This is a genomic window from Pseudoalteromonas sp. BSi20480 (assembly GCF_000241365.1).
Classification (GTDB): domain Bacteria; phylum Pseudomonadota; class Gammaproteobacteria; order Enterobacterales; family Alteromonadaceae; genus Pseudoalteromonas; species Pseudoalteromonas marina.
Map to the genome: position 1 here is coordinate 1 of NZ_BADX01000032.1, position 399 is coordinate 399.

Here is a 399-nt window from a genome sequence, read left to right on the forward strand (position 1 = left end):
AGTATTGATCTTGTTTTTCATTTTGTGCAATTGAGTACTATTTTGTCTAAGCTTTATTTTTAACTTAATGAATCTGAAGTTTTATAAGGATATATATGAAAACTGATGACTTAACACATGCTGTAATTGGCTGTGCAATAGAAGTACATAAAACTTTAGGCCCTGGTTTGCTTGAATCAACTTATGAAGCTTGCTTGATTTATGAGTTGAATAAATTAGGTTTCACGCCCAAGAGCCAAGTTGATCTGCCTGTTTACTATAAAGACACTTATATAAATGCTGGCTATAGATTAGATATTCTACTCCCCGATAATTTAATCATTGAACTCAAATCAGTAGACAAGCTACTACCAATTCATTCAGCACAATTAATAACCTATATGAAGCTTGCAAACATTG

1 protein-coding gene is annotated in these 399 nt (G+C 31.8%); it reads left to right on the plus strand.

Going from position 1 to position 399, the window contains the following annotated elements:
• Window positions 1-95: 95 nt before the first annotated feature.
• Window positions 96-399 (plus strand): GxxExxY protein (locus P20480_RS17680; RefSeq protein WP_033025029.1); only part of this gene is annotated, 304 nt, incomplete at its 3' end.